General features: G+C 63.7%; 31 protein-coding genes. 13 read left to right on the forward strand and 18 right to left on the reverse strand.

Going from position 1 to position 26,513, the window contains the following annotated elements; genetic code table 11:
• Positions 1 to 198 precede the first annotated feature (198 nt).
• Complete coding sequence (locus J2X19_RS02590; protein WP_116605641.1) at positions 199 to 699, forward strand: 3'-5' exonuclease; 501 nt, start codon at positions 199 to 201, stop codon at positions 697 to 699.
• 12 nt (positions 700 to 711) lie between these two features.
• On the opposite strand, the gene J2X19_RS02595 is transcribed toward J2X19_RS02590, so the two are convergent.
• The gene (locus J2X19_RS02595) at positions 712 to 1,695 is read right to left on the reverse strand and encodes a GGDEF domain-containing protein (protein WP_125473917.1); all 984 of its coding nucleotides are present in this window, start codon (positions 1,693 to 1,695) and stop codon (positions 712 to 714) included.
• A 182-nt stretch (positions 1,696 to 1,877) separates the two neighbouring features.
• On the opposite strand from J2X19_RS02595, the gene J2X19_RS02600 reads away from it, so the two are divergent.
• The 3 genes from J2X19_RS02600 to J2X19_RS02610 are packed head-to-tail and all read left to right on the forward strand — an operon-like array spanning position 1,878 to position 6,057.
• A complete protein-coding gene (locus J2X19_RS02600) occupies positions 1,878 to 4,574 on the forward strand; it encodes a xanthine dehydrogenase family protein molybdopterin-binding subunit (protein WP_310370362.1) in 2,697 nt (898 codons plus the stop codon).
• Positions 4,571 to 5,086, forward strand: coding sequence for a (2Fe-2S)-binding protein (locus tag J2X19_RS02605; protein ID WP_310370364.1), 516 nt, complete (start codon positions 4,571 to 4,573; stop codon positions 5,084 to 5,086). Before J2X19_RS02600 ends, J2X19_RS02605 begins: the two co-directional genes overlap by 4 nt.
• On the forward strand, positions 5,083 to 6,057 hold the full coding sequence (locus J2X19_RS02610; RefSeq protein WP_310370365.1) for a hypothetical protein: 975 nt from the start codon (positions 5,083 to 5,085) through the stop codon (positions 6,055 to 6,057). The genes J2X19_RS02605 and J2X19_RS02610 overlap by 4 nt, the downstream gene beginning before the upstream one ends.
• Here the strand turns inward: J2X19_RS02610 and ahpF are convergent, their stop codons facing one another.
• Together ahpF and ahpC are read right to left on the reverse strand one after the other, a co-directional pair.
• Positions 6,058 to 7,632, reverse strand: a complete 1,575-nt coding sequence (gene ahpF, locus J2X19_RS02615) for an alkyl hydroperoxide reductase subunit F (RefSeq protein ID WP_310370368.1) — start codon at positions 7,630 to 7,632, stop codon at positions 6,058 to 6,060.
• A gap of 68 nt (positions 7,633 to 7,700) precedes the next feature.
• Positions 7,701 to 8,264: an alkyl hydroperoxide reductase subunit C gene (gene ahpC / locus J2X19_RS02620; RefSeq protein ID WP_116605483.1), complete on the reverse strand. Its 564-nt coding sequence runs from the start codon at positions 8,262 to 8,264 to the stop codon at positions 7,701 to 7,703.
• A 343-nt stretch (positions 8,265 to 8,607) separates the two neighbouring features.
• Here ahpC and J2X19_RS02625 point away from each other — a divergent pair, with 343 nt between their 5' ends.
• The 9 genes from J2X19_RS02625 (at position 8,608) to J2X19_RS02665 (ending at position 16,772) form a co-directional block, all read left to right on the forward strand.
• A complete protein-coding gene (locus tag J2X19_RS02625) occupies positions 8,608 to 10,788 on the forward strand; it encodes a TonB-dependent hemoglobin/transferrin/lactoferrin family receptor (protein WP_310370370.1) in 2,181 nt (726 codons plus the stop codon).
• 28 nt (positions 10,789 to 10,816) lie between these two features.
• The gene (locus tag J2X19_RS02630) at positions 10,817 to 11,158 is read left to right on the forward strand and encodes a hypothetical protein (RefSeq protein WP_310370372.1); all 342 of its coding nucleotides are present in this window, start codon (positions 10,817 to 10,819) and stop codon (positions 11,156 to 11,158) included.
• Complete coding sequence (locus J2X19_RS02635; protein WP_310370374.1) at positions 11,155 to 12,252, forward strand: hemin-degrading factor; 1,098 nt, start codon at positions 11,155 to 11,157, stop codon at positions 12,250 to 12,252. The genes J2X19_RS02630 and J2X19_RS02635 overlap by 4 nt, the downstream gene beginning before the upstream one ends.
• A complete protein-coding gene (locus tag J2X19_RS02640) occupies positions 12,249 to 12,656 on the forward strand; it encodes a VOC family protein (protein WP_310370375.1) in 408 nt (135 codons plus the stop codon). The genes J2X19_RS02635 and J2X19_RS02640 overlap by 4 nt, the downstream gene beginning before the upstream one ends.
• A gap of 330 nt (positions 12,657 to 12,986) precedes the next feature.
• A complete protein-coding gene (locus J2X19_RS02645) occupies positions 12,987 to 13,838 on the forward strand; it encodes a heme/hemin ABC transporter substrate-binding protein (protein ID WP_405048616.1) in 852 nt (283 codons plus the stop codon).
• Complete coding sequence (locus J2X19_RS02650) at positions 13,835 to 14,881, forward strand: FecCD family ABC transporter permease (RefSeq protein ID WP_310370379.1); 1,047 nt, start codon at positions 13,835 to 13,837, stop codon at positions 14,879 to 14,881. The genes J2X19_RS02645 and J2X19_RS02650 overlap by 4 nt, the downstream gene beginning before the upstream one ends.
• Positions 14,878 to 15,663, forward strand: a complete 786-nt coding sequence (locus J2X19_RS02655; RefSeq protein ID WP_310370382.1) for a heme ABC transporter ATP-binding protein — start codon at positions 14,878 to 14,880, stop codon at positions 15,661 to 15,663. The genes J2X19_RS02650 and J2X19_RS02655 overlap by 4 nt, the downstream gene beginning before the upstream one ends.
• A 19-nt stretch (positions 15,664 to 15,682) precedes the next feature.
• Entirely contained in the window at positions 15,683 to 16,096 is a 414-nt protein-coding gene (locus J2X19_RS02660; protein ID WP_310370384.1) for a hypothetical protein, read from the forward strand.
• Positions 16,097 to 16,301: 205 nt separating this feature from the next.
• The gene (locus J2X19_RS02665; RefSeq protein ID WP_310370386.1) at positions 16,302 to 16,772 is read left to right on the forward strand and encodes a hypothetical protein; all 471 of its coding nucleotides are present in this window, start codon (positions 16,302 to 16,304) and stop codon (positions 16,770 to 16,772) included.
• A gap of 214 nt (positions 16,773 to 16,986) precedes the next feature.
• Here J2X19_RS02665 and J2X19_RS02670 read toward each other — a convergent pair whose 3' ends face one another.
• From J2X19_RS02670 to J2X19_RS02740, 15 genes are all read right to left on the reverse strand, one after another.
• A complete protein-coding gene (locus J2X19_RS02670; protein ID WP_310370388.1) occupies positions 16,987 to 17,169 on the reverse strand; it encodes a hypothetical protein in 183 nt (60 codons plus the stop codon).
• 40 nt (positions 17,170 to 17,209) lie between these two features.
• Positions 17,210 to 17,476, reverse strand: a complete 267-nt coding sequence (locus J2X19_RS02675) for a hypothetical protein (RefSeq protein ID WP_310370390.1) — start codon at positions 17,474 to 17,476, stop codon at positions 17,210 to 17,212.
• A gap of 121 nt (positions 17,477 to 17,597) precedes the next feature.
• Positions 17,598 to 18,677: a serine hydrolase domain-containing protein gene (locus J2X19_RS02680; protein WP_310370391.1), complete on the reverse strand. Its 1,080-nt coding sequence runs from the start codon at positions 18,675 to 18,677 to the stop codon at positions 17,598 to 17,600.
• Positions 18,678 to 18,752: 75 nt separating this feature from the next.
• Positions 18,753 to 19,064: a hypothetical protein gene (locus J2X19_RS02685; protein ID WP_310370393.1), complete on the reverse strand. Its 312-nt coding sequence runs from the start codon at positions 19,062 to 19,064 to the stop codon at positions 18,753 to 18,755.
• 107 nt (positions 19,065 to 19,171) lie between these two features.
• On the reverse strand, positions 19,172 to 19,636 hold the full coding sequence (locus tag J2X19_RS02690; protein WP_310370395.1) for a hypothetical protein: 465 nt from the start codon (positions 19,634 to 19,636) through the stop codon (positions 19,172 to 19,174).
• A gap of 122 nt (positions 19,637 to 19,758) precedes the next feature.
• A complete protein-coding gene (locus J2X19_RS02695) occupies positions 19,759 to 20,316 on the reverse strand; it encodes a hypothetical protein (RefSeq protein WP_310370397.1) in 558 nt (185 codons plus the stop codon).
• Between the two features lie 230 nt (positions 20,317 to 20,546).
• Positions 20,547 to 20,936 (reverse strand): hypothetical protein, encoded by a 390-nt coding sequence (locus tag J2X19_RS02700; protein WP_310370399.1) that lies wholly within the window; start codon positions 20,934 to 20,936, stop codon positions 20,547 to 20,549.
• Positions 20,937 to 21,036: 100 nt separating this feature from the next.
• Positions 21,037 to 21,426 (reverse strand): hypothetical protein, encoded by a 390-nt coding sequence (locus J2X19_RS02705; protein WP_310372622.1) that lies wholly within the window; start codon positions 21,424 to 21,426, stop codon positions 21,037 to 21,039.
• Positions 21,427 to 21,644: 218 nt separating this feature from the next.
• Entirely contained in the window at positions 21,645 to 22,013 is a 369-nt protein-coding gene (locus J2X19_RS02710; RefSeq protein ID WP_310370401.1) for a DUF1428 domain-containing protein, read from the reverse strand.
• Between the two features lie 344 nt (positions 22,014 to 22,357).
• Positions 22,358 to 22,579 (reverse strand): DUF7661 family protein, encoded by a 222-nt coding sequence (locus J2X19_RS02715; RefSeq protein ID WP_473198103.1) that lies wholly within the window; start codon positions 22,577 to 22,579, stop codon positions 22,358 to 22,360.
• Positions 22,580 to 22,618: 39 nt separating this feature from the next.
• On the reverse strand, positions 22,619 to 22,885 hold the full coding sequence (locus J2X19_RS02720; RefSeq protein ID WP_310370403.1) for a helix-turn-helix domain-containing protein: 267 nt from the start codon (positions 22,883 to 22,885) through the stop codon (positions 22,619 to 22,621).
• Between the two features lie 223 nt (positions 22,886 to 23,108).
• Positions 23,109 to 24,734 carry a gamma-glutamyltransferase gene (gene ggt / locus J2X19_RS02725; RefSeq protein ID WP_405048585.1) on the reverse strand — a complete coding sequence of 542 codons (1,626 nt, stop codon included), beginning with the start codon at positions 24,732 to 24,734 and terminating at the stop codon, positions 23,109 to 23,111.
• Positions 24,701 to 25,135, reverse strand: coding sequence for a nuclear transport factor 2-like protein (locus tag J2X19_RS02730; RefSeq protein WP_310370407.1), 435 nt, complete (start codon positions 25,133 to 25,135; stop codon positions 24,701 to 24,703). Before J2X19_RS02730 ends, ggt begins: the two co-directional genes overlap by 34 nt.
• A gap of 73 nt (positions 25,136 to 25,208) precedes the next feature.
• On the reverse strand, positions 25,209 to 25,766 hold the full coding sequence (locus tag J2X19_RS02735; protein WP_310370409.1) for a GNAT family N-acetyltransferase: 558 nt from the start codon (positions 25,764 to 25,766) through the stop codon (positions 25,209 to 25,211).
• Entirely contained in the window at positions 25,759 to 26,484 is a 726-nt protein-coding gene (locus J2X19_RS02740) for an ArsR/SmtB family transcription factor (protein WP_310370411.1), read from the reverse strand. The genes J2X19_RS02735 and J2X19_RS02740 overlap by 8 nt, the downstream gene beginning before the upstream one ends.
• Positions 26,485 to 26,513 lie beyond the last annotated feature (29 nt).

Consider the following 26,513-nt stretch of genomic DNA (forward strand, 5'->3'; position numbering starts at 1 on the left):
TTGTCGGCGACACCCTCCGGGAAATCAAAAAAGAATGGTCTATGCCCCCAGGTTTTCGGTCAGAGTGCGAACACGCGTGATAGGCATTCGCAAGCCCTGTATGCACCGCTAGCAGGTCGCGCCTGCGCGTGCAGCAATTTCATAGAAATGAGGGAAACACACATTGACCCCGGTTACTTGGCCGGCACAATCGAACAAATGCTTTTGACCACCCCCATGCCCGCCGTGCTCGACATTGAAGCCTCGGGCTTTGGGCGCAGCAGCTATCCGATTGAAGTGGGTTGCGTGCTGTCCGATGGCAAGAGCTTTTGTACCCTGATCCGCCCCGAACCCGAATGGACCCACTGGGACCCGGAAGCCGAGCTGCTGCACCGCATTCCGCGCGGGCTGGTGGTGGACAAAGGCCGGTCCGCGGTAGAGGTCGCCCATTTGCTCAACACCCAGCTGCGCGGGCAAACCGTGTATTCCGACGGCTGGGCCAACGACTTCACCTGGATCAGCGCGCTGTACGAGGTGGCCGACCTGAGCCCTTATTTCAAACTGGAAAACCTGCGCTCGCTGTTGCGCGAAGACGAGGTGGACCGCTGGCATGACCTCAAGCAGCAGGTCGGCGAAGAGCTGGGCGAGCAGCGGCACCGCGCCAGCAGCGATGCCCGGCTGCTGCAGCGCACCTTGCAGCGGCTGATGGAGCAGCGCTGAGGTCGTCCCCAGCTAGAACCGGCGCCGTTCCAGGTGCGCCATTTCGTAGAACAGGGTCTTGGCGGCGAACATGCGCTGGTCGGCCTGGTGCAAGGTTTCGTCGACCTGCCCGCTGGCATCGCAGGAGGCCATGCCCATGGACAGGCTGAGCGCATGGTCGGGCTGGGATGCATTGGACGCGGCGACCAGCGACTCGATGCGGGTGATCAGCGTTTGTGCCATGCTTTCGTTGCAGCCCGGCAGCAAGGCCACAAACTCGTCGCCCCCGGTGCGCACCATGGACCAGTTGGCATCGGTGCGGGCCTGGCGCAGCACCTCGCCCACCCGCTTCAACACCGCGTCGCCCGCCGCATGGCCATGCGCATCGTTGATGCGTTTCAGCCCGTTGAGGTCCATGGTCACCACGCACAGCGGCCACAGGCCATGCTGGGCGACGCGCTTCAGTTCGGCGGCGTAGAACGCGCGGTTGTACAGGCCGGTGAGCGCGTCGTGGGTGCTGACGTATTCCAGGTTGGCGGCAATTTCCTTGCGGGCAGTGATGTCGTCAAACGTCACCATCACGCGGTCCCAGGTGTCTTCGTAGCCGGGTAGTACCCGCACATGGATCTCGGCATGGATGCGCCGGCCGTCCAGCGCGTAATTGACGGTTTCCTTGGAGAAATGCAGGCAGCCCTGCCACAGGTAATCCAGCTCGGCCGTCAGGGCCACCAGGGTGTCCGCACCAAATATCTCCGGCAGCCGGGTCACCAGCTCTGTCTGGCTCTTGGCGGCCAGCAGCAGCAAGGTCTGGCGGTTCACCCGTATCACCTGCAGGCTGCGCGAGCATTGCAGCAGCAGATCGGGGAACTGGCGGAAGTGGGCACGCAAATCGACCACCCCTTGCGCGCGCCAGCCATCGAACAACTGTTTGATGGCGCTGTAGTCTTCCAGCCACAGAGAGACCGGCGCCCATTCGAACATGTTTTCGTAATCAACGACCGCGTTTGGAACCGACATGCTCTCCACCTCCGAACAGTAAGTATCTACCAGCCATCGAGGTGCGGTGGCGGGTAAAAGCGCCTGTTTGATATATTGCAGGCGCCACGTGTTGATGATACAAGGTGTAACACTCTGGGCTCGTGTTCCAGACCTTGCATGCCCATTCTTGCGCGCATGGAGGCGCGTGAAAAGGATCTGATGTGAACCACCCGTTTGCGCTCTCGCGCCGTACCTTCATACAGGCTGCGGGGGCCACCGGCCTGTGCGTCGTGTTTAACCGGCTTTCGGTCAACGCCGCACAGTCGGCCGTTGCGCAGGATGCCCGGGCCCAGCCGGCCTGGGGCGATACACCGGGCAAGGCCCGCTTCCGGATCGACGGCGTGGCCAAGGTCACCGGGCAGAAAATCTACGCACGCGATTTCCGCGCCCGCGACATGCCGGGCTGGCCCGCGCAGGAGCAACTGGCCATGGTGTTGCGGGCCACCGTGGTGGATCGCCTGTTTGAAGGGCTGGATCTGTCCATGCTGCCAGCGCAATGGCAGCCGACGCGCATCGTGACCCAGGCCGACCTGGAGCAAGACCACGTGATCCTGCCCTATGCGTCCACGCCGCCGCAGGCCTGGCCCAGCGGCCTGTTGGTGGCGGCCGGCCAGCGTCCCATCTTCTTTGGCCAGCCTCTGGCTTTGCTGCTGTTCCGTGATTTCGAGTCCTGGCGGCAAGCCAAGCGCCTGCTGCAGTTCAACCCGCAGGTGGTGCGCTATGGTGCCCAAGCCACGATTCCTGTGGTGACGCAAGGCTATGACCCCACCACCCAGCTGACGCGGGTGGCCGAGGCCGGCTTCTCGCAGGTGCAAAGCGGCAGGAGCAACCCGTTTGCCCACCCGCCGAAAAAGGTGGACCTGGAAGCCCGCCAACTGCGCGACAAGATCGATGCAAGCTTCAAACGCCCGGGCATTCGCAGCTTTGAAGGCCGTTATTCCACCCAGGTGCTGGACCCGTTGTTCATGGAGCCCGAGGCGGGCCTGGCCTGGCGCAATGGCAGCAGCCTGCAACTGGTGCTGGGTACGCAGGCGACCAATGGCGATTTGTCGACCACCCTGGGCTTGTTTGTCGATCCTGCCTGTCCGATCAAGATCGACACGGTGGTGTTGAACTCCTGCTATCCGGGCGGCGGTTTTGGCGGGCGCGATACCTCCACTTTCCCGCCTCTGCTGGCACTGGCTGCGGCCTATGCCGACGGCCCGGTGCGGATTGCGCAAGACCGCTATGAGCAGTTCCAGTCGGGCCTAAAGCAGCTCGACTCGACCATGCGCCAGCGCATTGCCGTTACCGCAGACGGCTACTTTGTGGCCTTCCAGAGCCAGCAGGATTTGCGCTCGGGCGGCAACAACAACTACAGCCAGTTTGTCGCCGAGCTGGCCGCCTACTGCGGCGTCGGGGGCTACAACATCGGCCAGGCGGCGGTGGATGCGCGGGCTGTACCGACATCCGGCGTGATCGCCGGGTCGATGCGCGGCTTCGGTGGGCCGCAGGCCAGCTTTGCGGTGGAGAGCCTGGTAGACGAGGTGGCCGCGGGTTTGATGATCGACCCGATCCGGCTGCGCGAGCGCAATGTGCTGCGCCAGGGCGACCGCACCGTCACCGGCGCGCCGCTGGAGCAGCCGATGCAGCTGGCGGAGATCTGCCGCCTGGCGCGTCAGCACCCGCTGTGGCAGCAGCGCCACCAGCACCAGCCGGCAGCTGGCCTGCTGTACGGCGTGGGGTTTGCATTGGCCAACCAGGCCTACGGCACCGGCACCGACGGCGTGATGGCCGAGGTGTCGATTGCGCAAGACGGCCAGTTGACCGTGCGCAGCAACTGCGTGGACATGGGCAATGGCTCGGCCACCACGCTGGCCATCAGCACCGCCAGGTACGCTGGCGCCAACGCTAGGCTGGCCGACATGGGCGAAGCCGCTTACTTTGTGGCGCCCTTGGGCTTCACCAGTACCCAGACCGCGCCTGACTGGAACAACCCGCGCTGGACCGCCAGCTTTGCCATGTCCTCCAGCGCCTGCTTGACAGCCTTTCACCAAGTGCATGTGGCCGAGCAGGCCAGCCGGGTGCTGTTCGAAACCGGCCTGCTGCCGGCTGCTGCGCAGCTGTGGGGCGTGGCCCCGGATGCGGTGCGCGGCCATACGCAGTGGCGTGACAACCATTTGACTGCGCCGGGTCTGCCCGCTCTGGACATGCTGCAACTGGCCCGCCAGCTCTATGCCCTGGGCCTGCCGGCGGCCGCAATGGCCCATGCGGTGTACCAGGGGCAATGGGTGGTGGCGGACTACCAGGTAGGGCCATGGCGGGCCAGCCTAGCCCTGGATGGCTTGTCCACCCGGCTGGCGAACCGCACAGATTGGCTGCGCCATGATCGCTTCAACACCGTAGCTCCGCCGCCCAACGCCAGCCTGTACGGGCGCAGCCTGTTTGCGCCCTCCGGCGCGCTGGCGGCGGTAGAGGTGGAGCGCCGCACCGGCAAGGTCAAGGTACTGCAGATCGAGTCGTTCCTGGATGCCGGTCGGGTGCTGCAACCCGATCTGCTGCAGGGCCAGTCGCAAGGCGGCGTGGTCATGGGCATTGGCTATGCCTTGCTGGAAAACATTCCCTTGCTGGGCGAGGGTGGCGGCAATGGCCGCTGGAACCTGGACAGCTACCACGTGGCCCTGGCCAGCGATGTGCCACTCCACAAGCTCGGCCTGACCATTCTGCCGAGCCAGGAGAGCACGGCCAAAGGCATTGCCGAAGCCGTGTTGTGCCCGATTGCGCCGGCCATTGCCAATGCCGTCGCCCATGCCACCGGCAAGCGCTTCCGCGAACTGCCCATCACCCCCGAAAAGGTCAGAAAGGCCTTGCACGCATGAAGCAATCCATCACCATCCACATCAACGGCGAGAAGGTCCAGCGTGATGTGCCGGACGACCTGGCCTTGATCGACTTTTTGCAGGAAGACCTGGGCCTGACCGGCACCAAGCTGTGCTGCGGCATCGGCGTATGCCGGGCCTGCACGGTGGCGGTGCGGCGCACACCGCAGAGCCTGCCGCAGCCGTTGCTGGCCTGCTCCACACCCGCAGTGCTGCTGGACGGCGAGAGCATCACCACGATTGAAGGCATAGGCCAGCCCGCGCAGCTGGACCGCATCCAGCAGGTGTTCCTGGACCACTTCGCTTTTCAATGCGGCTACTGCACGCCGGGCTTTGTGATGGCCACCCATATGCTGCTGGAGCGCCTGCGCCTGGCGCCGATTCCAGAGACCCAGCTGGACGCGGTGATCGCCGATGCCTGTGGCGCCCATATCTGCCGTTGCACCGGCTATGTGCGCTACTACCAGGCGATCCGTGCGCTGGTCGTGGCCGAGAAAGGGCTGCTGCAATGAAGCGCCATGTGTTGAGCATGCTGCTGGCCCTGGCCACGGTGGCATCTGCCGAAACCATCACCCAGTACGGCCAGGCCTGTGCCGACCAGGTGGCGCCGATTCCGGCGTTCAGCTGCGAGGCTGGTGTGCCCGTGCCGATCACGGTGGATGGCCGCACGCCGGCGAACTACACGCCACAAATGCTGTGCGACCGGCCCTCGCTATTGCGCGAGAAGGGCGTCAAGACCGATGGGCAGTGCGTACCGAATTCGCGGGCCCTGGTGCTGCGCGACGACGACCGTGCGCAGATCAGCGCCTTCTGCCGGCAGAAGAAAATCCGCCCCGCCGGCACGCATTTGTTCGACGAGATCGACATCGTGGCGCACAACGTGCGCACCGGCAGCACCTGCTGGTTCCAGGCCAGCGCGCCCCAGCCCTTGCGCGCCGACCGCGGCGTCGATGGCCGCTATGTGCCGCCGCCCAACCAGGTCCAGCGTTTGCCGGGCTACCCGGCGGCGCAAACTTTCTGGAACCGACCCAGCCAGACGGCGGCGGGTAAATGCGTGCAATGCCACGACAGCGGCCCCTTCATGTACAGCCCCTTCATTGCCCAGACCAAGGCTTTGCCCGGTGACCCGTGGGGGCCGTACAAGAACGAGATTGGCCGGGACTTTCAGCGCTGGCCCAAGCCCCTGGCCATCAGCACCCGGGGCAATGCCTGCACCACCTGCCACCGCATCGGCAATATGAACAGCTGCAATGTGGCGATGTTTGAGTCGACCGGCCTGCTGCGCAGCCCGGGGCTAGACAAGTGGGGAACCCAATTCCCCCAGTCGCACTGGATGCCGCCCGGCAATCTGCACAGCGAGGCCCAGTGGGATGAAACCTTTGCCAGGAGCGTGCGCCTGCTGGCCGCCTGCTGCCAAGACCCGAAGGGGCCGGAATGCCTGGTCAGCGATTACACGCAACCAGCCAAACGGCCCCGTCCGTAATCAGGCCGCGACCGCTGCCGGAGCCGACCGGATCAGGTGGTCAAACGCACCCAGGGCCGCTTTGGCACCATCGCCGGCCGCGATGATGATCTGCTTGAAAGGCACGGTTGTCGCATCACCGGCAGCGAACACACCTGGCACCGAGGTTTGGCCCCGGTTGTCCACGATGATTTCGCCGTGCTTGCTGAGTTCCAGCGTGCCCTTGAGCCATTCGGTGTTGGGCACCAGGCCGATCTGCACGAAGCAGCCTTCCAGTTCGATGTGCTGGCTCTGTCCGCTGGTGCGGTCGGTGTAGGTCAGGCCGTTCAGCTTGTTGCCGTCGCCGGTCAGCTCGGTGGTCTGCGCCGATACATGCACGGTCACGTTGGGCAGGCTGTGCAGCTTTTTGACCAGCACGGCATCGGCCCGCAGCGTATCGCCGAACTCGATCAGGGTCACATGCGCCACCAGCCCGGCCAGGTCGATGGCCGCCTCGACGCCCGAGTTGCCACCGCCGATCACCGCCACGCGCTTGCCCTTGAACAGCGGGCCATCGCAGTGCGGGCAGTAGGCCACGCCCTTGTTTTTGTATTCCTGCTCGCCGGGTACGTTGACATTGCGCCAACGCGCGCCGGTGGTCACGATCACGGTTTTGGATTTCAGCGAGCCGCCATTGGCCAGTTGCACCTCGACCAGGCCGCCGGGCGTGGCGGCGGGGATCAGCTTGTCGCCGCGTTGCAGATTCATCACGTCCACGCCGTAGGCCTTCACATGCGCGTCCAGGCCCATGGCGAACTTCGGACCATCGGTTTCCAGCACGGAGATGAAGTTCTCGATGGCCATGGTGTCGTTCACCTGTCCACCAAAGCGCTCGGCGGCGATGCCGGTGCGGATGCCTTTGCGGGCCGCATACACGGCCGCTGCTGCGCCTGCGGGGCCACCGCCGACCACCAGCACGTCGAAGGCTTCCTTGGCGGAGAGCCGGGCGGCGTCTTTGTCGCCTGCGCCAGTGTCGAGCTTGGTCACAATCTCTTCCACCGTCATGCGGCCCGAGCCGAAATGGCTGCCGTTCAGGTAGATGCTGGGTACGGCCATGATTTCGCGGGCATTGACCTCATCCTGGTACAGCGCGCCGTCGATGATGACCGTTTTGATTTTGGGGTTGAACACCGACATCAGCGTCAGCGCCTGCACCACGTCCGGGCAGTTGTGGCAGCTGAGTGACATGTAGACCTCGAAATTGAAGTCGCCGTCCAATGCCTGGATGCTCTCGATGACACCGGGTTCGACCTTGGGCGGGTGGCCACCGGTCCACAGCAGGGCCAGCACCAGCGAGGTAAATTCATGGCCCATGGGAATGGCCGCAAAGCGCAGGCTCATATCGCTGCCGATGCGGTTCAGGCTGAACGAGGGCTTGCGCGCATCCGTGCCGTCGGTCTTCAGGGTGATCTTGTCGGACAACGCGATGATGTCCTCCAGCAAGCCGCGCATTTCGACAGCGCCTTTGCTGTCGTCCAGCGAAGCTGTGATCTCGAACGGCTTTGTGACCCGTTCCAGGTAGCTTTTCAGTTGTGCTTTGAGGTTGTCGTCCAACATACTTTTCTTTCAGTCAATACTGCCGCCAGCCTCGTGAGCCGGCGGCGGGTTTAGTCCATTGCGCAGATTTAGATCTTGCCGACCAGGTCCAAAGAAGGGGTCAGGGTGGCTGCGCCTTCGTTCCACTTGGCGGGGCAGACTTGGCCTGGGTGGGCGGCGGTGTACTGGGCGGCCTTCAGCTTGCGCACGGTTTCCTTGACATCGCGGGCGATTTCGTTGGAATGGATTTCAGCCGTCTTGATCACCAGCTCGGGGTTGATGATGAAGGTGCCGCGCAGTGCCAGGCCTTCTTCAGGGATGTGCACGCCGAAAGCGTTGGTCAGCGTGTGGGTAGGGTCGCCCACCAGTGGGAACTTGGCCTTGCCGACGGCGGGCGAGGTTTCGTGCCACACCTTGTGCGAGAAATGGGTGTCGGTGGTGACGATGTAAACCTCGGCGCCGGCCTTTTGGAACTCGCCATAGTTTTCAGCAGCGTCTTCGATTTCGGTGGGGCAATTGAAGGTGAAGGCGGCCGGCATGAAGATCAGCACAGACCATTTGCCCTTCAGCGTTTCATCGCTCACGGTCACGAACTTGCCGTTGTGAAAGGCTTCGGTCTTGAAAGGCTGGACTTGGGTATTGATCAAAGACATGGTGGTTTCCTATGTAAGTTAGTAACTTGCAGGTGGCTAGGTGCGGAATGCGCTGGCTACCAGACTGCATGATAAGCTATTAATTAATTACAATCGATAGAAAATTTGTATTCATTCGATAGCCACGGTAGCAATCTGTATGTCACAAGTTGTGTCAGGGATTTTGACAAATGAGAATTATTCGCATATAGTAAACCCCTATTCCAGCTAGCCACCCGGGCCGGCGCAGGCTCTCAAACCAGCCGTCTGCGCCCGCCACCAGCCAGCCGTTGACCTTTTTCAACTGTTGTCAGGTTCCACTGTGGCGCTCCCTTCCTCTTCTTGTTCCCCTTCGTTTTTCGCTGTGCGCGAACTCACCTGGCTGATCGGCCTGGCTTTTGGTTCGGTCCTGTCGGTGCAGGCCCAAACCGTCCAAGTGGCCGCCGTCGGCAGCCTGCGCGAGGTGGTGGTCAGCGGCTCGCGCTCCGAGCAAGACCCGGACGAGCTGCCCATGAGCATCGATGTGATCCGCAGCCAGGATATCGAGAGCCAGCAGATCCAAGACATCCGCGACCTGGCCAAAGACCTGCCGAACGTGTCGGTCAAGCGGGCGCCAGCGCGCTTCGGCATGGCCTCAGGCAACACCGGGCGTGACGGCAACGCGGGCTTCAACATCCGCGGGCTGGATGGCAACCGCGTGCTGCTGCTCACCGACGGCATCCGCATGCCGCGCAGCTACGTCTTCAGCGCCAATGCCTTTGGCCGCGACTACTTCGATATCGGCCTGGTCAAGCGGGTGGAAGTGGTACGCGGCCCGGCCTCGGTGCTGTACGGCTCGGACGGCGTGGCCGGCCTGGTCAACTTCATCACCTATGAACCTTCGGACTTCTTGACGGCCAGCAAGACCTTTGGCGGTCGGGTCAGTGCCTCGGCCAGCAGCGACGACAACGGCGTGGGCCTGGGGGCCACCCTGGCCGGCCGCGCCAATGAAGTGGCGGAATGGTTGATTGGCGTGAACGCCAGCCGTGCCGACGGTCTGAAGAACATGGGCACCAACGATGCCCCGAACCTGACCCGCACCAAGCCGAATCCTGAAACCGACCGCGGCAACTCGCTGCTCGGTAAGCTGGTGCTGCGCCCGAACGCCGACCAGAAGCATGTGCTGACTTTCGAGCACGTAGAGAAGAAGGTCGACTACAACCTGCTGTCGGCCGTAGCTGCCGCTGCCACCGCCTCGACCTCGGTATTGGCCTCTACCGCCAACACCGATATGCAGCGCGACCGCCTGACCTGGGACGCGCGCTACCAGCTGGGCGCGGCCTGGGCCGACAGCTTGCAAACCGTGCTCAGCTACCAGGCATCCGCCTCCCGCGAAGCCGCCACCGAGGACCGCAACACCGCGGCCGACCGGGCGCGCGACACCAGCTACGACGAAGACACCTGGCAGCTCGGCCTGCAAGCCAACAAGACCTTGCGCCTGGGCTCGGACACCGCGCACAAGCTCACCTACGGTGTGGACTATGTGCGCTCCACGGTGAAAACCCTGCAAACCGGCGTGACCCCGCCGGCCGGCGAAACCTTCCCGCTCAAGCGCTTCCCGGATACGGTGGAGAGCAGTGCCGCGCTGTACCTGCAAGACGAGGTGATGCACGGCAACTGGAGCATCACCCCCGGTGTGCGCCTGGACCGCTTCAGCATCGATGCCAGCCAGGACGGCTTCAGCGGCACGGCGGTGTCCATGTCGGATTCGGCCGTGTCGCCCAAGCTCGGCCTGCTGTACCGCACCAGTCCGCAGTGGAGCGTGTTCGGCAATATGGCGGCGGGCTTCCGGGCGCCGAATGCCGGCCAGGTGAACGCCTTCTTCGAGAACGTCACCCAGTTCTACAAGACCATTCCCAACCCGAATCTCAAGCCCGAGAAAAGCCAGAACTTCGAGATCGGCACCCGCGGCCGCCTTGACGCGCTCACCCTGGACGTGGCCGCCTTCACCGGCCGCTTCAAGGACTTGATCGAAGACTCGGTCCAGGTTGGCGGCGCCGGTACGGCGGCCAATCCCACGGTGTTCCAGTCCATCAATGTCGGCAACGCGCGCATCAGCGGCTTTGAAGTCAAGGGCAACTGGGACTGGGGCCGCGTAGCCGGCGGGCAGCTGACCACGCCCTTCACCTACGGCATGGCGCGCGGCAAGGACAGCGATACCGGCAAGCCGCTGGACTCCATAGATCCCGCCAAGCTGCGCCTGGGCGTGCAGTACGCCACTGGCGCCTGGGACCTGCGCCTGGACCTGGCCCACCACGCGGCCAAGAAGCAGGGCGATACCAACGCCGCCTTGTTTGTGACCCCGGCGGCCACCACGCTGGACCTGGGCGGCCAGTGGCGCATCCAGAAAGACCTGCGCTTGAACGTGGCCGTGACCAATCTGACCGACAAGAAGTACTGGAACTGGAGCGATGTGCGCAGCGCCACTGCCGCCCAGGTCGCGGTGATCGACGCCTTCAGCCAGCCCGGCCGCAGCCTCAAAGTGTCCCTGGTCGCAGAGTTTTAACCCCAACCGATTTCCAAAGGAGAGTGTGATGAACCACCCCCGCCAAGACCCAGCCGCCGACGCCTGCCAGGACGAGGAATACGCCATGCCCTGCGCCGAGGCGCTGCTGGCCAGCTCGCTGGCCTTGATGACCGGCTATGTGCAGGGCTGCTGCGACGACCACCGCACGCTGATGGCGCAGAAGATCGTCCAGCAACTGGTTAGCCTGTCGCAGCACCCCATGCTGTCGCCCGACTTCAAAACCATGCTCTGGAATCTGCACACCCGCTGGCTGCAGCAGCTGCGGCTGGACAGTGCTGCCGAGATGCTGCCGCCCTCCGATCCGCCCAACGCCAGCCTGTGGCACAAAACCCATGAGGTGCTGCAATGAGCGCCCGCGTCTGGGAACCTGCCGCGCTGCGCGAAGCCTTTGCCGCGGCCCGCGCCAGCGGCAAGCGCGCCAAGGATGCGGCCGAGTCCATTGGCAGCAGCGAAGGCGCGGCCGTGGCCGCCCACTGCGGCGAGCACAGCTACCCGCCCAAGGCCGTGCCCCTGGCCGGCCCGTGGATCGCCTTGCTGCAGGCGCTGGAGCCTTGCGGTCCGCTGCTGGCCCTGACCCGCAACGAAAGCACCGTGCACGAGAAAACCGGCGTTTACCGCAAGCTGTCGGCCATGGGGCCGAACGGCCATATGGGCCTGGCGCTGGGTGAAGACATCGATCTGCGCCTGTTCTTCAGCCAGTGGCATGCGGGCTTTGCGGTGACCGAGCTGGCCGCCAACCCGCAGAACCGGCCGAACGTCAGCCTGCAGTTCTTCGATGCCCATGGCAAGGCCGTGCACAAGATCTTCCAGCGCGACGCGACCGACCGTGCGGCCTTCGAGGCCGTGGTGCAGCGCTTCACCGCACCGGCCTGCAATGCCGTGTTCACGCCGGCCGCGGCTGCTGTTGCGCCTTTGCCGGATGCGCAGATCGAGGTCGATGGCCTGGGCCAGGCCTGGGCCGCGATGCAGGACACGCATGAATTCTTCGGCCTGCTCAAGCAATTCCAGGTCGAACGCCAGCAAAGCCTGCGCCTCATGCAGGGCCGCTTCACCCAGCGCCTGGCGCCCAGTGCGCTGCGCGATGTGCTGCACTCCGCGTCCTTCGATGGCGTGCCCATCATGGTGTTCGTCGGCAGCCGTGGCTGCATCCAGATCCACACCGGCCCGGTCAAGCGCATCGAGCCCATGGACATCCGCGGCGTGCAATGGTTGAACGTGATCGACCCCAGCTTCAACCTGCACCTGTGCGAAGACGCCATCGCCCACGTCTGGCGGGTCGAGAAGCCCACGGCCGACGGGGTGGTCACCTCGGTCGAAGCCTTCGACCAGGCGGGCGAACTGATGGCCATGTTTTTTGGCGCGCGCAAACCCGGCCAGCCCGAGCTGCAAAGCTGGCGCGACCTGGTGGCCCAGCTGCCGGTGCTGGAGGCCGTACCCGCATGAGCAATCTGACGACGGTAGAGACCAAGGCCTTTGTGCCCGCCCATGATTTCGCGGTATCGCAGCAGTTCTACCGCGACCTGGGCTTCACCATGGCCTCGGTGGGCGGCGGCGTGGCCTATTTCCACTTTGGGGGGCGCTCGGCCTTTCTGTTGCAGGACTTTTATGTGGCCGCCCTGGCCGAGAACCTGCAGATGCACCTGCAGGTCGAGGACGCGCAAGCCTGGTTCGACCATGTGCAGCAACTGGACCTGCCGACCCGCTACGGCGTGCGTGCACCCACCCCGCTGGTGGACCAGCCCTGGGGTATGCGCGATTTCGCGATTGCCGACCCCAGCGGCGTTTGCTGGCGCATTGCGCAGAACATCCCGGGCTTTGTGCCTGTGGGGCGGACTGCTGCTACATGAATTCCGATCTCCCCAACGATTCCCCTCTATCCAATGACTCCGCCCATGACACCCCCCACACTCCGCCGCCGCGCCGTACCAGAACCTGCCTGCGACCTATTCGGGGTCGCGTTGGAGAGCAATCGGGATGAGTTGGCTGTCAGCACCCGCAGCATGGGCTCCCTGCCCATGCAAGGGGGATGGCGGGCAAATCGCCCGATTTCTCCCCAACCCGTAGGGCAGTTGTCTTTTCGGGCAGTCTGGGGCGTTGCGACTCTTGCCAATAGCGGGGCTATTGGCGGCGAGCCGCGCCTACCAGCCCCTCCCGAAAAGGCAGCTGCGCGGCCCCGAATAGGTCGCAGGCAGGTTCTTTGCTGGGCCGCCAGCGCTACGCTTGCACCTGCTGTGCTCCAGGCGCAGACGGCCAAACTGCCGCGCCTGGTGACGGTGGGCGGCGCCATTACCGAAATCGTTTACGCCCTGGGCGCTGAAGCCCAACTGGTCGGCACCGACACCACCAGCCTGTACCCGCTGGCCGCGCAGAACACGCCCAAGGTCGGCTATATGCGCAGCCTGTCGGCCGAAGGCCTGTTGGCGTTGAAGCCTGACGCGGTGATCGGCACCACCGAGGCCGGCCCGCCGGTGGTGATGGCCCAGCTGCGCAGCGCCGGCGTCAAGGTCGATCTGATCGCGTCCGACCACAGCTGGGCCGAGGTGCAGCGCAAGTTGCAGGCCGTGGGCCGCGGCGCCGGCCGCGAAACCCAGGCGCGCGCGCTGCAGGCCAGGCTGGATGCCGACTGGGCGGTCACGCAGCAAGTGGTGGCGCAATTCAAGGGCCGCAAGCCCAAGGTGCTGTTCATCCTGTCGCATTCCGCCACGGTGCAGGTGGCGGGCGAGAAGACCGCGGCCGACGCCATGCTGCGCTTCATCGGCGCGCAGAACGTGATGGTCGGTTTCAATGGTTATCGGCCCATGACCGCCGAAGCCATGGCCGCCGCAGCGCCCGATCTGATATTGACCAGCACCCAGGGCATAGAAGCGCAGGGCGGCTTGGACAAGTTCTGGTCGCGCCCCGAGCTGGCGCTGACCCCGGCGTTCAAGACCAAGGCCTTGGTGCACTTGGACGCGCTGGAGCTGCTGGGCTTTGGCCCGCGCATGCCGGCCACCGTGCGTGCGCTACACCAGCGCATCGTGCTCGCATGAACCTGCATACCCGTCGGCTCGCCGGGCCGCAGGTGCTGCTGCTCGGCGGCGCACTGGTGCTGCTGAGTCTGCTCAACGCCAGCGCACGCGGCGCCTATGCGATCGACCTCGCCGACATCCTGAAGACGCTGTGGGCCGCGGCCTTCGGCGGGCTCGATGGTTCGCCCGAGCAGCTGGTGTTTCTCAACATCCGCCTGCCGCGCTTGTTGCTGGGCCTGGCGGCGGGTGCGGGCCTGGGCATGGCCGGTGCGCTGATGCAAGGCCTGTTCCGCAACCCGCTGGCCGACCCCGGCCTGATCGGCGTCAGCAGCGGCGCGGCGCTGGCGGCCGGCATCACCATCGTGCTGGGCAGCCGCTACTTCCCGGACCTGCCGCGCACCCTGGGCAGCTGGACCCTGGTGGCCATGGCTTTTGCCGGCAGCCTGGCGGTGACGGTGCTGATCTACCTGCTGGCCCAGTCCGAGGGCGGCACCCGCGTCGGCCTGATGCTGCTGGCCGGCGTGGCCATCAACGCGCTGGCCGGGGCCGGCCTGGGCTACCTGACCTTTCTGGCCAGCGACGAGCAGCTGCGCAGCATCCAGTTTTGGTTGCTGGGTAGCTTGGGCGGCGCGCGCTGGAGTGCGGTGATGTTGGTGTTTACTATTGTTTTGATAGCTGTTGGTGCAGGTATTACCTGCGCCAGGCCCTTAAATGCCATTGCATTGGGCGAAGCCCAGGCAGCCCTGCTGGGCGTGGACGTGGAGCGCACCAAGCGCCGCGCCATCGCCATCACCGCGCTGGCCGTGGGCGCGGTGACGGCCACCACCGGCATGATCGGCTTCATCGGCCTGCTGGCGCCGCATTGCGTGCGTCTGGTCGCCGGGCCCGACCACCGCATCGTGCTGCCGGGCTCGGCCATGCTGGGCGCGGCCCTGGTGCTGCTGGCCGACAGCGTGGCGCGCACCGTGGTGCAGCCGGCCGAGCTGCCGCTGGGCGTGCTGACGGCCTTTGTCGGCGTGCCGTTCTTCTTGCTGCTGCTGCGCCAGTTCAAGGGCCGGGTATGAGCGCCTATCTCGAAGCCCGGGCTACGTCCTGCCGCGTCGGCGGCGCGACTCTGCTGGATTCGGTGTCGGCACGCTTTGCCGCAGGCCAGTTCACGGCCATTCTGGGGCCGAACGGCGCGGGCAAGTCCAGCCTGTTGTCGCTGCTGTGCGGCCAGCGCAAGCCCAGCCAGGGCAGGGTGCTGCTGGATGGCCAGGCCTTGGATGCGTATCCGCCGCTGCTGATGGCGCGGCGCCGCGCCTTGCTGCCGCAAGACCTGTCGGTGGCCTTTGACTACACCGTGCAGGATGTCGTCGAGCTGGGCCGCTATCCGCACCGCCAGCAGCCCAGTTCGCAGGAGGCCGAGATCGTGCAGCGCGCCATGCAGGCCACCGGCGTGCAGGCCCTGGCGCAGCGCGTGCTGAACACCTTGAGCGGCGGCGAACGGGCCCGGGCCCAGCTGGCCCGCGTGCTGGCGCAAATCTGGGAGCCCGTGCCCGGCCACAGCCGCTGGCTGCTGCTGGACGAACCCACGGCCGCGCTTGACGTGCACCACCAGCACGCGGTGCTACGCCTGGCGCGCCGCTGGGCGCATGAACACGGCGTCGGCGTGGTGGCGGTGCTGCACGACCTGAACCTGGCGCTGCGCTACGCCGACCAGGTGCTGCTGCTGCAAAACGGCCAGGTCCAGGCCGATGGCCCGCCGGCCCACGTGCTGAGCGAAGCCACCGTGCGCCGCATCTGGCAGGTCGACGTGCACCCGGTGCGCGATGCCGACGGCAACCTGCAACTACTCATGGCCTGAACCTGAAGAGGAGACATTGATGCTGATCCAGGAAGCCCGTATCCATCTCATCCGCAAGCCGGTTGCACCGGCCCTGTCCGACGTGGCCTGCGAACACGCGGCGCTGGTGCGCATGCTGGCCGGCGCCCAGGCGCGGGTGTCGGTGCTGGTCAGTGACCACGCGCAACAGATCGCCGCCTTGCAAGCCCAGATCGTGCGCCTGCGCGGCCGCGCCATCCTGCGCGACACCATGCTGGCCTGGCTGCGCGAAAGCCTGGCACGGTTGGAGCCAGAAGCCGCTGAAGACCTGGCGCCGCACGCCGATGCCGCCGACCGGGTGATCTGCCAGACCGGCTGCGTCAGCCACGGTAACTACTGGCGCGACGACGACCAGTGCCGGCGCACCGGCAAAAGCTGCACCATGGACGGTGTCAAGGTCGAAATACCGCGCTAGCGCAGGTGGTGTCTGCGTTGTTAGCTATTAAAAAAGTAGTAGGCCAGCGGCCGACGTGCATTCTGCGCGTCTCAACCCAGCGCCAAGCAGGGTGATTCGGCCATTTCGCAAGCGCTTTACCCTCGCAGGGTAGAGTCTCCAATCGGGTCTGCACTGCTTGCTGGGTCTGGCAGACATATCCCACCGTTCTTCAAGGATTGCTGCAATGCGCCGTTTCGCTTTCGCTGTTTTTTCATTGCTGCTGCTCGCCCTGGCCGGCTGCGCCATCACCCCCGGCATGAGCCGCGATGAAGTCCTGTCGTCCTGGGGCCGCCCCACGGCCGAACTGGACCGCAATGGCATACACCGGCTGCAGTATTCGCGCCAGCCGATGGGGCAGTCGGTGGTGATGGTCGACCTCGACGCGAATGGACGCGTTCTGCAGTCGCGCGAGGTGCTGAAACCCAGCGAGTTCGCCAAGGTTGACCTATCGGGCAGCACTACGCGTGCCGACATCCTGTGGGCCTTCGGCCCGCCCGCCAAGGTGGACGGCGTGATGTCGTGGAACGGCGATATCTGGTCCTACCGATGGAGAGACACGGAGGACATGTGGTTCTGGGTGTACTTCGATCCAGCGGGTGTGGTGCGGCGTGTGCAGCAGGGGCCGGACATTGCCATCCGTCCCTTCCCCCGCTGACGCCAATCGTCGGGGCAAACCCAAGCTGCTGGCGGGGTGCTCGGGAATGCGTCGAATGGAAATGCAAGAAGCCATGAACCCAAGTCATTCAGCACAGAGTGGCAATATGTACCTTCGCAACGGCGCTATCGGTGAGCAAGTCGAGCGTCTGCTTTAGGGTAGGGTGAAAGTTGGGTTTGGGCCCGAAGCGGAAGTGCGCTTGTCTCCGAAGCGGTCACTTGGCTTTCATCAAACGAGCCAGAAGAGAGCCCAGAATACGAAGGCAGACGAGATAAACAACGACAACGGCAAAGGCCCATCCGTCAGAACCAAGACTCTCCCTGACGCTTTGCTGAAATAGTCCAAGCGCCACAACGCCGACAAGGTAAACCACGAACCTGATTTGTGAAGCACTCATAGGATGGCTGCTCCTGGCCGGGTCCTGTCGTTGTTCAAGGTTATCGCCAAGGATTGAGCCTTTCGACGAACTGACCGCTGACATCGACTCTGTAGTACCAGTCCGTCCAGCCATTGATGGCATGGCCGGGTTCAAACGACACGATTGGGCATTCGCCGTGCACAGCATGGCGCGCGAACTGATAAAACCCTGCATGCTCGGGCGGGGCCACCATGAAGAGCTTCGAACCGTCCGGTTCGAAGACGTTTAAGGATTGGCCCTCGGTATCGATTTCCGCGAAACGCCCGTCGGCGAGAGTAACTCTCAAAATGTTCCTCAAGGTCACTTGGTTGGATGGAGCAATCGTAAGTCCGGTTCTGGCCGAATTCTGCCTTATCTGGCCCGGCTCCAGCGGGCCCAAAGTTGACTTTGATGCAACTCGAAAGCTGTCATTCAGCAACCGCGACGATCTGCGCCACCATAGTCATCACTGCGTTGTTTTGTGCAACCAAGTCGGCAGGACTCGGGTTAGTTGCCGTGGTCACCACGGCGAGCCGAAGCGACGGAACGACAAGCGCAAATTGAGCGCCGTAACCCCAGGCCCACACCACAGGGCGCTCACCCAAGTCACCCGTGAACCACAGATAGCCGTAGCCGGTTCTGCGCATCGGTGTCGCACCCCAAGTGGTTAGGACGTGAGGGCGGGTGCTCTCCTTGACCCACTCAAGTGGAACGATTTGCTTGTCGCCCCATCGGCCACCGTTGGTCATTGTCCAAGCGACCTTGGCAAGATCGCGAGCGCGCAGCCGAAGCCCGCGATAGCTCAGGAAGTTTCCTGCCCGATCTTTGGCCGCAGCAATCTTTTCGATCCCCAACGGACTGAAGAGATCGCGTTGTGCAAGTTGGTCAACGGACATGCCTTGCGCCTGGACAAGGATGGGGGATAGCAACGAAATCGCAGCGTCGTTGTACACCCACTTTCCCACCTGTTGCGGATCAACCGGAAGTCCGAGAACAAACGAGACAGGATCCTCCGCTGCCTCCAAGGCACGCACGCCGGTTTGAAAGTCGTAGACCAAGCCAGAGGTATCGCTGAGAATTTGCTCAAGCGTAATCGCGAGCACGGCGCTGTGAGGTGCCCTCTCAGCTGCCGCGGGCAAGAGCGAGCCGACCGTCTCGGAAAGGCTCTTGATCTTTCCCTGCTCGATGGCAGCCCCGACGAGTATTGAGGCGATGCTTTTGGTGACTGAGTTGACTGCCTGTAGATCAGTCGCGGCCACGCCCCCATAATATTGTTCCGCCACCAGAGAGCCATTCTTGATGACAACGACACTCCTAAGTGCCTTTAAGGACCGGGCGTCATCCAAGACTTTCTGAACGCCGGCCTGATCAACGCCGGAATCCTTCGATTCGGCCCAATCACCGGGTTTTTCAGCGGCGGAGCTCCCGTTGAAAGGAATTGCGCCACCGAGCGCGGCAGCGAGACTGCCGGCAACAAATTCGCGGCGTGATGTCGTCTTGTTCTGCATGGTCGTTCTCTTTCATCAGAAGCCATTCATGTACTAATTGCAGTCAATGTCCGCTTCTGGCGGCGAACGCGGACATTACGCGCGCGAGCCTTTGGTTGGACACGCTTTGTCCGAAGTTGCGAGCTGAAGGGGTGCCTTGTGCCGCGCTCTGAACTCCCTCTCAAACTGAATAATTTTGGCTGGCGGCGTAGCGAGGCAAACCAGCATCAAGACTCGCGATGGACTCAAGCGAACAACCTCATCCACCGCGGGCGTCGCCAGTTTTGATTTGATTTCTCCAACTTCATAGCCATCAGGCGTGATGACAACACCGACCAGCTCGGCAAAGCTCGGAAAACTAGCAATCGCCATGGTTATGAGCAACGCGAACCTGTATACCAGCTTCATACGAAATCTCCTCAATCAACGCGCCTAGCGTATGACGGCTTTTGGCCGGCAGCGGCAATGAGCCGACCATCTTGCAGTTTAGTGCGTGGAGGTCAAGCGGTTCGCCATCATCTGCCTTCAAACCATTTACCAATCGCAAACCCCAAAAAACCCAAGATTACGAAGAAACCGACAATCCCATTTCGAATGCGTTTTTCCTGCCGGATGTTTTTCTCGACAAGCAGCTTTGAGGCGGCCTCAGCCTCTCTTCTTAGAGGAACATCATCGGGGTGGAAAAATGTGACCTCCGCCGACTGATACGTTTCAAATTCATCGCCTCGTACCCTCCCACCAAGCAGCTCAGCGAGTGCTAACAAAGGTGCAAATAACCAGGCTTCAGCAGAATTAGTCCACAACTGTCCATCTTGAAACCAAAGAGTGACGGAGCCCTCACTATTCGTCAATTCAAATGAGTTTTGCGCCCCGTTGAAAATCCAACCACCCCGCTGCGACGCGGCCGCACGAGCTTCATCAAGCGTAATGCTGTGGAGCTTTCCGTTTGCGGTCCGGAGAATTGTGAGGTGGTAACTCATACGTGGCTTTTTTTAATGTTTAGCGATTAGCAAACGCCCGCAACATTGGACCGCTTATTGCCGAGCTTGCGAGATAGCGAGAACTGTCCGGTATTGGCCGCTTTTTGGCTTTTTTCATGCCCTTAGGGCCAGAGCTTCCACCAAGGCCTCTTTGGCCGCAAATCATCCAGAAGCTGGAACGGCGTAGCGTCAAAGTCAGGGTTGTCTTCGTCGTGGCGATAGCCCGCGATATCTTTGGCCATCATGACCGGAATGTCCATCAGGAAGAAGCCTTCAAGATTGTCGCTGTCGTCGGGTTCTGCAGAAGCGTGCAGGGTTTCAAACCGGTCCGGAAGCGTGCCGGACCAACACAATACATCTGGACGGTCGGCAGAATACTCAACCTGCCAGACCTGCTCACCATCGAGCCAGAGTTCGGCCATCGAAAACCCTACGTGCTCTTCGATGGCGCAGGCGACAGCTTGGCACCCTTTGGACAACGCGGCCATGCTGTCCGAGCTGATGATTCGGTGATTGCAGGTTCCGGCCGCCACCATCAACCATTGGTTCGGCAAGACATGGCTAGCTACGGCATTGAAAGGAAAATCGCATGTCTCCTCGGTGGGACCGAGTAAAAGCCGCGAAAGTGCATCCGCAGCCGGTAGGCCTTTAACCGCAGTCCAAGCGAAAGAGAGTCCCATGGTCAGCTGTTCCTCAGATTAAGTCATGCCCGCAACTGCCAGCCGGTCCTTCCAGGACCCGCACGCTTAAATGCTCGGACTTCCATGTGGGGAAAGAAAATGTGGCCAATTCAGCTCTTGGCCGTATGTTGCCGCAGCATGGAATGCCGGCCGCCCCGGCCATCATCAAAACTATGGACAACTGGCAGGCCGGCTTGAACGTCCTGTTCTGGTCGCAATCTGCTAGCAGGCTAGCCGTGGTCTTCCGCTATCCACTGCGCGGGTTCTTCCACGGGCCTGGGAAGACGGCTCTCCAACCATTCTGCGGCCGTGTCTGGGTTGAACTTTGGGTCTTTGGACTCGATGACCCACGACAAGAACTCATCTGGCCCGCCGTTGAGATATGGTGCCGGGGACACCGGCATGAAGACTGTGGGCAACCGCTCGTTGAGGGACAGATAGTTAAGGACGCCGCCAAACTCTTGCACCACGTGCCAAGCTAGGGGGTGGGTGATATCAATCGAGAATTTGACCCACCAATTCCCATCGTCGAATTTGCCGGTGCCAAATGCTGAAGGTGGTATCGCTGGGACACGCTTCAAGAACGCGACAAGCTTGTCGAAATCTGTTTGATTGCTCATACGGCTTGGCTAAGGTGTTTGGCCGATGTCCCGAACGTCCGCTAATGAGAGGTTTGATGACAGCCGCGAATGTCGGCTCCTGGCCGGGTACAGTCTGCCGTTACTCCGTATTGAGCGGCATTTTCGCCCAGTAACACTCGCCCACAGTATCAATGTGGCGGACGATGAACCCTCGTCGCTCAAGTACACGTCGGAGCTTTAGATTGGGCATAGCGCAATGAACCGCATGCACTCGCCATTCGACGAAGGCGAGGCCTTCGCGCTTCGCATAGCTGGATGCCAGTGACGCAAGGCTCGGAAGAGCACCGTCACCTCCACCGTCGACATGTGCAAGCTCCATCACGAGCGCATCGTCCGCCACCTTGAATCGGCCCAGCAGATTGGCGCTCCCGACTTCAAAAACAAGTGGTTCGTCTCGGAGTATGAGCATTCTCATTTCCTCGTTGGAGAACTGAAGAACCTCGTCGACGGTATAACCTTCAATCAACATCTGACTCAAAGTTGCAATTCCAGGTGATGACGTGCATTAGCTCAATTCGGGAGGCGACATACGGCGACTGCACCAGGGGATGTGTTCGGCGTTTTGATGGTGCCCGGAGCGCGGGGCGCTGCGCGAAGTCCCGGGGCCGCCTGCCTGCGGGCCGAGAGTTTGCACCAGGCGCCCGCCGTGGCGCGAGGCGGGTCGAGGGGCGGCGCGCGCCCCGCCGCTCAAGCTTTCACTTCGACCACCGGTTCGAAGCCGCCGAAGATCATGCGTTTGCCGTCGAAGGGCATGGGCGGGTTGCCGGGTGTGGACGGATCCATGCGCGGGTCTTCCATCATCTTCTTCATGCCGGCGTCGCGCGTGGCCTTGTCCGGCCATTCGATCCACGAAAAGGCCACCGACTCCTCGGCCGTCGCCTGGACTGCGCGGCGGAAATCGGTGACTTTGCCGTCGGGGACGTCATCGCCCCAACCCTCGATCACACGGAGTGCGCCCAGCTCGATGAATATCGGGTCGAGTTGGCGCGCGTGCTCAATGAACTTCTGCTTGTTGGCGGTGGGGACCGCGATCACGAAACCATCGATGTATGACATGTCTTCACTCCTGTTGGGTTGACGAGTCGGTGCGCTCGCTTGAAAGCGCCTCGTATCCCTTCGACGCATGACAGGAAGCCACATCGACATGACCTGCCCGGCCGGAGGACACGCGCCCTGTGGCGGCCCCGGAGCACCGCCGCTGCAGGGTGCGCGCCGGGTCAGCCGCCGCGGCGTCCTCAGTGTAGACCTCTTGGCCCCGCAGGTCACTCTAGCGCAACCCGGGCATTTCCTCTCCACAATGCCCACTCCTGGCCGGCGGCTGCCCGCTGACACTTCATGTCGGCGGCATCTAGTTCGCGATGTATGCGTCTAAGCCGAACTGTCGTTGGCCTAAGCCAGGTTCATTGGGGAAGAATCTCGAACACGTCGCCGTTGGTTGGCGTCGCATCCTCGTGGTAGACGTCGTACAAATACTGGGCAAGCTCGCTGTGGTCAATGTCCGAAGGGACGGCGAGCTCCACCGGCCGACGTTTCCCTTCGGGGCTAATTTGGAAGCCCGTCCACGCACCGTGGCTTCGCTCCATGGCAATGATGCGGCCGAACACGTTGAAAACATACTTCACCGTTCATGCTCCTATTTTCCTGTACACCGGATGGCGATGTTAATGATGCGGTGCGGCTTCCGGCGACTGCAATTGCACGGTGATACCGTATAGCGCAAGCATGCCAAGCACATGTCCAATGGCCACGCCCGGCTCTCCCGACTCGATGCGGGCAATGGTTTGGACGTGAACGCCTAGACGGGTCGCGGCAGCGGACTGCCCATCGCCTGCGGCCACACGGGCGCACTTGGCCGCGGCACCCATGTCCTTGATGGACTGCACTGCATCGTTACCAATATGGGGAGAGATTCGCTTGCCTTGTGTCATGGCTGGATTGTCTCCGCATTGCGGCTCGTGGGCAGTTTGACCGCCACTACAGCGTCCCCGCTTCCAACTGCTCCAAATAAGTGAACTCCGGCGCCTTGACCCTGGCCTCCTTGCGGTTCCGGGGGGCGGGTGCGCACTTCCGTGACGCCGCATTTTGCAGGCTTTTCGGCTGCTTTCGCATAGTTCATCTGCGCAAGCAGCTACATAATAAATAGCAAGAGCATCATGCACGGGCCGGCAAGCCCATGGCCCGCCCATCGCTGCGCGGGTCGTGGGCGCCTTGCATCTGGCCCGTGGCTTGGTCGATGCGGATCGCACCCGGATGGCCCATCAGCGGGCTCTGGGCGGGGATGGGGCTCAGCGCATGGCCGCGCCGGGCCAGTTCCTGGAACACCTCGTCGGGCACGTCCTGTTCCAGCTTCAGCGAGTCGCGCGCGTCGGAGAAGGTCTTGCCCAGCAGAAAGCGCGGCCGGGCCAGCGCGGTGTACGGGTCCATGCCGTAGTCGATCATGCGCGTCAGGATGGCTGCCAGGGTTTGCGGCTGGCCGTCGGCGCCCTGGGTGCCGTACAGGATGGTCGGCTTGCCGTTCTGCAGGTACATGCCGGGGTTCAGCGTGTGGAACGGCCGCTTGCCCGGCGCCAGGCAGTTGGGGTGCTTGGGGTCCAGCGAGAAGGCCGAGCCGCGGTTGTGCCAGAGCAGGCCGGTGTCGCCCACCAGCACGCCGCTGCCCCAGTCGAAGTAGATGGTGGCCAGCATCGACACCGCATTGCCCGCACTGTCTGCCGCGGCGATGTACACCGTGTCGCCGGTCTGGAAGGGGTGCGGCCAGGGCAGGGCCTGGTCCATGCGGATCTGCTGGGCTTTGTGGTCCAGGTGCGCGGCCGACAGCAGGCGCTCGATGGGCACCTCTACCTGCTCGGGGTCGGCCACATGGCGGTTGCGGTCGATGAAGGCCTGCTTCACCGCTTCGACCAGCAGATGGTAGTAGTCGGCACTGCCCTCGGGAATGCTGCGCAGGTCGAATCGCTGCAGGATGCCCATGGTCTCCAGCGTGGTGATACCCTGGGTCGGTGGGCGGTGCGCCAGCAGAGTGCCACCGCGGTAGGCAGTGCGCAGCGGGGCTTCGATGCGGGCCCGGGTCTGGGCCAGGTCGGCCGCGGTCAGCGGCGAGCCGGCCTGGGCCAGGCCCTTGGCGACGCGCGCGGCCAGCTGGCCTTCGTAGAAGTCGCGTGGGCCGCGGGCCGCCAGGGTTTCCAGGGTGCTGGCTAGCGGGTGCTGCTGGCGCACGCTGTGCGGTGCGGGGATCTCGCCGTTGACCAGCAAGTTGGCATAGATGTCGGGCAGGCTGGCGGCGTCGGGCAGGCGCAGCTCCAGCCAGAAGCGCTCGGAGTCGGACATGGCAAAGCCGTCGCGGGCGAAGCCTATGGCTGGCGCCAGCAGCTGCTGCCAGCTGTGCTGGCCGGCCCAGCCGTCGCGGCTGATGCCGTAGGCCTGGCCCAGCACATCGACCAGGGCCGCGCTGGTCAGCATGGACTGCGGGCCGCGCACCGGGATGCTGCCGCTGTAGTGGGGCAGATGCTGCGGCGCCTGGCCGATGCCGGAGATCGTTTGTACCTGGCCGCTCTTGTCGGCGATCAGCATGAAGGCGTCGCCGCCCAGGCCGGCGAAATGCGGGTAGGTCACGCACAGGCAGGCGGTGATGGCGATCGCCGCCTCGATCGCGTTGCCGCCAGCGGCCAGCACGTCCAGCCCGGCCTGGGTGGCCAGCGCATGCGGGCTGGTGACCATGCCTTTTGTAGAGGTGGTGCTGTGCGTCATACCGCCAGCCCTGCGCGCTGCAGCAGCCATTCGGCGCTGTCGTTCCACACATCCATCTGCACGATCAGGCCGTCGCGCACGATGTAGCGGTCTACATAGCGGTTGCCCTCGAAGGCGGTGCCGTCGGGCCAGGTGCCGTACAGCGTGCCGATGTTGTAGACGATGGCCTCGGCATCGGTGGCGCCGGCCACCACATCGGTCTGCTCGAAGCGCTTCTTCACCCAGGCATAGCGGCCGGCGTTGAAGCGGCTGCATTCGCTGGGGTCGCGCATCTCGCGACCGCCGGTGAAGCGGATGCGCAGCGCGGGCGACACAAAGGCCCGTGCGCCCTCAGGGTCGGGGACCATGATGGTTCGCAAAAAGCTTTCCACCAGCGTCTGGGCCTGGAGGCCGGCGTCGTGTGCAGGAGGCTGGGGCGTGTCAAGGGTCATGGCTAAAATTGTGAGTGTTTTAGGCCTCTGGCGCAATAGATACCTGCGCTGACAGCTATTAAAACCATAGTATTTATGCCGGACCCCAGCGGTTGCGTGGCAGGCGGTACAGCACATGCTCCTGCAGCGGGTGGCCGCTGGGTACGGCCGGGTGCTTGAACGTGTCGGGGTCGGCCTGCATGCCCAGGCGCTGCATCACCGCGCGCGAGCGCTGGTTGTGCACGGTGGTGAAGGCCACGATTTCATCCAGCCCCAGTCGTTCGAAACCATAGGCCAGCGCGGCCCGCGCGCCTTCGGTCGCGTAGCCCCGGCCCCAGTGGGCGGCGGCCAGGCGCCAGCCGATTTCCACGCAGGGCGAAAACGGCAGCTGCGCGCCCGGTACCTGGATGCCGATGAAACCGATGAAGGTCTGCGTGCTGCGCAGCTCCACGGCCCAGAAGCCCCAGCCGCGCGCGGTGATGCCGGCCTGCACGCGGTCCAGCAGTGCATCGCTGGCAGCGCGGTCGGGCACCGGCAGCAGGAACTCCATCACCGCCGGGTCGGCGCACATGGCGGCGAAGGGCGCGCGGTCACTGTCTTGCCAGGGGCGCAGCCGCAGGCGTTCGGTGGTGATGTCCAGCGGCTCAGCCATGGGCGGGCTCCCGCAGGTCAAACACGGCGGGCAGCTCGCGTTGGCCCAGCGGCGTGGTGCTGAGCGCCCGGCTGTCCAGGTCTTGCCGCACCCAGCCGCGGCGCAGGCTCAGCTGCAGCAGCGCTGCGCCCAGCGCGCCGCCGATGTGCGGCTTGCGCTCGCTCCAGTCCAGGCAGGCGCAGGCAAAGCGGCGGCGCAGCTGCCGGGTGGCGGCCACGTCGATGCCCAGGCCTTCGAACACCTGCTCGCCGCGGGCCGACAGCGCGTAGCTGCCTTCGTCCGCCACCTGCGGCAGCAGCCAGCCATGGGCCAGGATGCGGTCGCCCAGCGCCACACCCAGCGCGCCGGCGATATGGTCGTAGCAGGTGCGCGCATGGCGCAGCTTGCTGGGCGTGGGCGGCACAAACCGGCTGCGCGGCGTGCCGGCGATGACCAGCAGCGCCTCCAGCGCGCTGGCCACATCGCTGCTGGCCAGGCGGTAGTAGCGGTGCTTGCCTTGACAGACCAGCGTGACCAGCTGCTGGTCCTTGAGCCTGGCCAGATGCGCGCTGGCGGTGGACGGGCTGACCTCGGCCACCACCGACAGCTCGGTGCTGGTGCGCGCGTGGCCGTCCATCAGGCAGCACAGCATGCGCGCGCGGGCCGGCTCGGCAATCGCGGCGGCAACGCGGGCTAACTGGTTATCGGCGTTGTCGGTGGGGGCAAGTTCTACAAGCATGCTGCGGTGGTGAGCGAATCGTTGTGGCG

Source organism: Rhodoferax ferrireducens (assembly GCF_031458075.1).
In the GTDB taxonomy this organism is placed as follows: domain Bacteria; phylum Pseudomonadota; class Gammaproteobacteria; order Burkholderiales; family Burkholderiaceae_C; genus Rhodoferax_B; species Rhodoferax_B ferrireducens_A.

What these genes read in the sequence shown, in the direction of transcription:
- J2X19_RS02685 (WP_310370393.1), bottom strand. Translation starts at nt 19,064, where the DNA reads ATGAAGCTGGTATACAGGTTCGCGTTGCTCATAACCATGGCGATTGCT.
- J2X19_RS02650 (WP_310370379.1), top strand. Translation starts at nt 13,835, where the DNA reads ATGAACCTGCATACCCGTCGGCTCGCCGGGCCGCAGGTGCTGCTGCTC.
- J2X19_RS02660 (WP_310370384.1), top strand. Translation starts at nt 15,683, where the DNA reads ATGCTGATCCAGGAAGCCCGTATCCATCTCATCCGCAAGCCGGTTGCA.
- J2X19_RS02640 (WP_310370375.1), top strand. Translation starts at nt 12,249, where the DNA reads ATGAGCAATCTGACGACGGTAGAGACCAAGGCCTTTGTGCCCGCCCAT.
- J2X19_RS02590 (WP_116605641.1), top strand. Translation starts at nt 199, where the DNA reads ATGCTTTTGACCACCCCCATGCCCGCCGTGCTCGACATTGAAGCCTCG.
- J2X19_RS02595 (WP_125473917.1), bottom strand. Translation starts at nt 1,695, where the DNA reads ATGTCGGTTCCAAACGCGGTCGTTGATTACGAAAACATGTTCGAATGG.
- J2X19_RS02680 (WP_310370391.1), bottom strand. Translation starts at nt 18,677, where the DNA reads ATGCAGAACAAGACGACATCACGCCGCGAATTTGTTGCCGGCAGTCTC.
- J2X19_RS02710 (WP_310370401.1), bottom strand. Translation starts at nt 22,013, where the DNA reads ATGTCATACATCGATGGTTTCGTGATCGCGGTCCCCACCGCCAACAAG.
- J2X19_RS02630 (WP_310370372.1), top strand. Translation starts at nt 10,817, where the DNA reads ATGAACCACCCCCGCCAAGACCCAGCCGCCGACGCCTGCCAGGACGAG.
- J2X19_RS02740 (WP_310370411.1), bottom strand. Translation starts at nt 26,484, where the DNA reads ATGCTTGTAGAACTTGCCCCCACCGACAACGCCGATAACCAGTTAGCC.
- ahpF (WP_310370368.1), bottom strand. Translation starts at nt 7,632, where the DNA reads ATGTTGGACGACAACCTCAAAGCACAACTGAAAAGCTACCTGGAACGG.
- J2X19_RS02610 (WP_310370365.1), top strand. Translation starts at nt 5,083, where the DNA reads ATGAAGCGCCATGTGTTGAGCATGCTGCTGGCCCTGGCCACGGTGGCA.
- J2X19_RS02690 (WP_310370395.1), bottom strand. Translation starts at nt 19,636, where the DNA reads ATGAGTTACCACCTCACAATTCTCCGGACCGCAAACGGAAAGCTCCAC.
- J2X19_RS02695 (WP_310370397.1), bottom strand. Translation starts at nt 20,316, where the DNA reads ATGGGACTCTCTTTCGCTTGGACTGCGGTTAAAGGCCTACCGGCTGCG.
- J2X19_RS02705 (WP_310372622.1), bottom strand. Translation starts at nt 21,426, where the DNA reads ATGTTGATTGAAGGTTATACCGTCGACGAGGTTCTTCAGTTCTCCAAC.
- J2X19_RS02665 (WP_310370386.1), top strand. Translation starts at nt 16,302, where the DNA reads ATGCGCCGTTTCGCTTTCGCTGTTTTTTCATTGCTGCTGCTCGCCCTG.
- J2X19_RS02735 (WP_310370409.1), bottom strand. Translation starts at nt 25,766, where the DNA reads ATGGCTGAGCCGCTGGACATCACCACCGAACGCCTGCGGCTGCGCCCC.
- J2X19_RS02720 (WP_310370403.1), bottom strand. Translation starts at nt 22,885, where the DNA reads ATGACACAAGGCAAGCGAATCTCTCCCCATATTGGTAACGATGCAGTG.
- J2X19_RS02635 (WP_310370374.1), top strand. Translation starts at nt 11,155, where the DNA reads ATGAGCGCCCGCGTCTGGGAACCTGCCGCGCTGCGCGAAGCCTTTGCC.
- J2X19_RS02700 (WP_310370399.1), bottom strand. Translation starts at nt 20,936, where the DNA reads ATGAGCAATCAAACAGATTTCGACAAGCTTGTCGCGTTCTTGAAGCGT.
- J2X19_RS02730 (WP_310370407.1), bottom strand. Translation starts at nt 25,135, where the DNA reads ATGACCCTTGACACGCCCCAGCCTCCTGCACACGACGCCGGCCTCCAG.
- ahpC (WP_116605483.1), bottom strand. Translation starts at nt 8,264, where the DNA reads ATGTCTTTGATCAATACCCAAGTCCAGCCTTTCAAGACCGAAGCCTTT.
- J2X19_RS02670 (WP_310370388.1), bottom strand. Translation starts at nt 17,169, where the DNA reads ATGAGTGCTTCACAAATCAGGTTCGTGGTTTACCTTGTCGGCGTTGTG.
- J2X19_RS02605 (WP_310370364.1), top strand. Translation starts at nt 4,571, where the DNA reads ATGAAGCAATCCATCACCATCCACATCAACGGCGAGAAGGTCCAGCGT.
- ggt (WP_405048585.1), bottom strand. Translation starts at nt 24,734, where the DNA reads ATGGCTGCTGCAGCGCGCAGGGCTGGCGGTATGACGCACAGCACCACC.
- J2X19_RS02655 (WP_310370382.1), top strand. Translation starts at nt 14,878, where the DNA reads ATGAGCGCCTATCTCGAAGCCCGGGCTACGTCCTGCCGCGTCGGCGGC.